The following is a 2,873-nucleotide window of genomic DNA, read 5'->3' as shown; positions in this document are numbered from 1 at the left end:
GAAATATTCTAACTTCTTTAGCAATACGCAGCATCTCACCTACTGAATTTAAGTGAAAATCGTAATCGAGATGATCTGAATATAAAAATAATAAATGCGAACAAAGAGCTATATCAAACTCTTGATTATCATAAGCTAATTTTGGCAATTCACCGACTGCGTATCTGTTGCTTTTTTTGCCAATTTCATAATCAGACAGAAATTCTCGAATCACTTTCACTCGATTATGTCGCAAATCATCTGGAGATTTATGATAGCTCCATACCCAATCATTCGATGTAGCTTTGACTTGGTGAATGATGTTATCGACCACTTGATTAAATCTTTGCAATATTTCATCACTGGAAAATTGGTACAGTGGATCGACAGAAACAACACTTTTAGCCTGACGTGTCATTTCTGCATTAAAGCTTGCTGGCCCATCCCCAATTCCAATGATTCTTTTATTTAAATCTGTATTTGTTAAATTGAATATTTTTATATATTCATCCATTGACCTTCCAAAAGGAACTACTTTATCTAGAACCATTGCCATAGAATTTATCTCATCAATAGACTGATTAAACAGGATAATAGCATCAAAATGTTTTATTCGCTGCGAGACGGCAATCATTCAAAAGTGCGTTAAGCTCTTTTACAACTGTCAAAGGATTTCTACGTCTAAATATAGCAGCGATACCTTCTCTACGAGACGCTACGCGAACGGTAAGCTTCGCTAACACAGCTTCAAAAGGATTTCTACCTGTTTTTTTGACAGCATTTATTGCAGCTTGATTTGATAATCCTCGGACACTAACTAGCCATGCCGCTAACACATGTCCAGTACGTCCAATTCCACCAGAACAGTGTACAACAACTTTCTCATTTTGTTTATCAGCTTCTATTAAGAAAGGAAGTATTTTCTGTGTGAGGGTTTCTAAATCAGCTAAATGAAAATCTGCTATTGGTGCCCAACAAATTAGCTGATTCCCAAATTCCTGTTTGTATATGTTTAGAAGATCGAAGTAAGAAGCTAGCTGTTGTTCATCAAGAAGACAGCAAACTCGTTTGATATCTTGGCGCTTCATAAATTCTATCCAATCCTGAACATTCTTGTCAGTGTATCCAGGTCGCGTAGCACCAAAGACTATTTGCTCCTTCTCCCAAGCTGGGGCAAACTTGTACATATTTAGTCTAGAGTCGAGTTCAGTTTAGAGTCGAGGTTGGTAAATCTAACCAATGGCAGAAAATGGCGATCGCAGTCTAAAATTCCTTTACACCTAATGCAAGCTAAAGCTATTAATCTAAGACCTAATGCAATACCTACGTAGGTATATCTCACTATCTTCCTGTAGGCTGACGCTGCGCTTGCATCAAACTTACCTGGAAAATCTTAAGATAATAAGCTAAATCGCACGGTAGTAATAAAGTTTTTCAATAAATTTTATATTTTTGTGAATTGTCTTGCTGGCTATACTACCTCTAATGCCTCTAATGCTTGTTTTTAGGACTTTTGCAGCTTAGTTAGCTAACTCCAGTAGTTACCTTGACTAATTAATGAGGTTAAGAGAAACTAACTAAATACTGATGTGTGTGCTTATAATATTAATAAGTTTTGTAAAGATTCTGAGATATATATGTTGAAAGATGGAACATTAGTTAACAAATGGCAAGTTTATATCTAGTAAAAATGTTCCTATGGCTATATTTGTAGCCTTCTGCTAAGGCAGTAGAATTTAAGCGTACTTATCCTGGTTGGCCAAAATAATGGAGACATTAGAGTTCATAATTTATCCAGACGGTCGGGTACAAGAGAAAGTCACTGGCATTGTGGGTAATTCTTGCGCTGAAGTTACAGCAGCAATAGAGGCGCAGCTGGGGCAAGTACTTAATCATGAGCCAACCTCAGAATATTTCGCCGCGAAGGTGCAGCAATCTAATGTGGCGAATACACACACCACTTACAGCGATTGGTAAGTTTTCACAGTAGTTTAGTGTTATTAATTCACAACCACCATGTCACACTTTAGCCAAATTAAGACTCAAATTCGTAACCTTGATTCTTTGAAAGATGCTTTGACTGAATTGGGCGTAGACTGGAAACCCGGCCCACGAGAAGTTCGTGGCTATCGCGGTCAAACCCATCCTGCGGAAGTTAGTATTGAGCAGGAAAATGGCTATGACATCGGCTTTAGATGGAATGGCAAGGAATATGAATTGGTGGCTGACTTGCAATATTGGCAGCAAGATTTGTCTGTAGATGGATTTTTGCGCCAAGTAACACAGCGCTATGCTTATCAAACAGTTGTGAAAGAAACCGCTCGTGTTGGTTTTCAAGTCTCTGAACAACAAAAAAATGAAGATGGTTCAATTCGCCTGGTAGTACAGCGCTGGAGTGCGTAATGGCTGATTTTCTGCCGTCGCCGGAAGAACAAGAAGATAACCGTTCCGGTTTAGAACCAGAATTAGGGGGTTTTTTACGGGATGCCCCAGAACGTTCTGGTTTGGAACCGGAATTAGGTGGTTTGCTGCGCCAAAATGGTGTTTATGTTGACGAAATCACCTGTATTGGCTGTAAGCATTGCGCTCATGTTGCCCGTAACACCTTTTATATTGAACCAGATTACGGGCGATCGCGCGTGGTTCGGCAAGATGGGGACGCTGAGGAAATTATTCAAGAAGCAATTGATACTTGTCCCGTTGATTGCATTCATTGGGTTGATTACACTGAACTGAGAAAATTAGAAGACGAGCGCAAATATCAGGTAATTCCTTTAGTGGGTTATCCTGTAGAACAAGCAGTTGCTGCTAGCGAACGTCGGCGTAAAAAGCAAAAGTTAAAAACCAAAAAATCCCGTTATTAAGATAAAAACGTTAAATCAATATAATAAAGG

5 protein-coding genes are annotated in these 2,873 nt (G+C 38.8%); 3 read left to right on the top strand and 2 right to left on the bottom strand.

All coding sequences use genetic code 11. From position 1 onward, the window contains the following. Both IQ229_RS22090 and IQ229_RS22085 read right to left on the bottom strand, forming a co-directional pair. Positions 1-535 (bottom strand): SAM-dependent methyltransferase (locus IQ229_RS22090; RefSeq protein WP_194047412.1); only part of this gene is annotated, 535 nt, incomplete at its 3' end. Positions 536-578: 43 nt separating this feature from the next. After that, a complete protein-coding gene (locus IQ229_RS22085) occupies positions 579-1,166 on the bottom strand; it encodes a protein-tyrosine phosphatase family protein (protein WP_194047410.1) in 588 nt (195 codons plus the stop codon). 580 nt (positions 1,167-1,746) lie between these two features. Here IQ229_RS22085 and IQ229_RS22080 point away from each other — a divergent pair. The 3 genes from IQ229_RS22080 to IQ229_RS22070 are packed head-to-tail and all read left to right on the top strand — an operon-like array spanning position 1,747 to position 2,843. Beyond that, positions 1,747-1,956 (top strand): DUF2997 domain-containing protein, encoded by a 210-nt coding sequence (locus IQ229_RS22080; protein WP_094328129.1) that lies wholly within the window; start codon positions 1,747-1,749, stop codon positions 1,954-1,956. Between the two features lie 39 nt (positions 1,957-1,995). Next, positions 1,996-2,382, top strand: coding sequence for a DUF1257 domain-containing protein (locus IQ229_RS22075; protein ID WP_012406942.1), 387 nt, complete (start codon positions 1,996-1,998; stop codon positions 2,380-2,382). Then, entirely contained in the window at positions 2,382-2,843 is a 462-nt protein-coding gene (locus IQ229_RS22070) for a ferredoxin (RefSeq protein ID WP_194047408.1), read from the top strand. The genes IQ229_RS22075 and IQ229_RS22070 overlap by 1 nt, the downstream gene beginning before the upstream one ends. The last annotated feature ends 30 nt before the right edge of the window (positions 2,844-2,873 follow it).

Source organism: Nostoc cf. edaphicum LEGE 07299 (genome assembly GCF_015207245.1).
In the GTDB taxonomy this organism is placed as follows: Bacteria; Cyanobacteriota; Cyanobacteriia; order Cyanobacteriales; family Nostocaceae; genus Nostoc; species Nostoc edaphicum_B.
This window is presented reverse-complemented; position numbering and strand designations above follow the sequence as displayed.

Coding starts and splice junctions, on each gene's coding strand:
- IQ229_RS22080 (WP_094328129.1), top strand. CDS start 1,747: ATGGAGACATTAGAGTTCATAATTTATCCAGACGGTCGGGTACAAGAG.
- IQ229_RS22085 (WP_194047410.1), bottom strand. CDS start 1,166: ATGTACAAGTTTGCCCCAGCTTGGGAGAAGGAGCAAATAGTCTTTGGT.
- IQ229_RS22075 (WP_012406942.1), top strand. CDS start 1,996: ATGTCACACTTTAGCCAAATTAAGACTCAAATTCGTAACCTTGATTCT.
- IQ229_RS22070 (WP_194047408.1), top strand. CDS start 2,382: ATGGCTGATTTTCTGCCGTCGCCGGAAGAACAAGAAGATAACCGTTCC.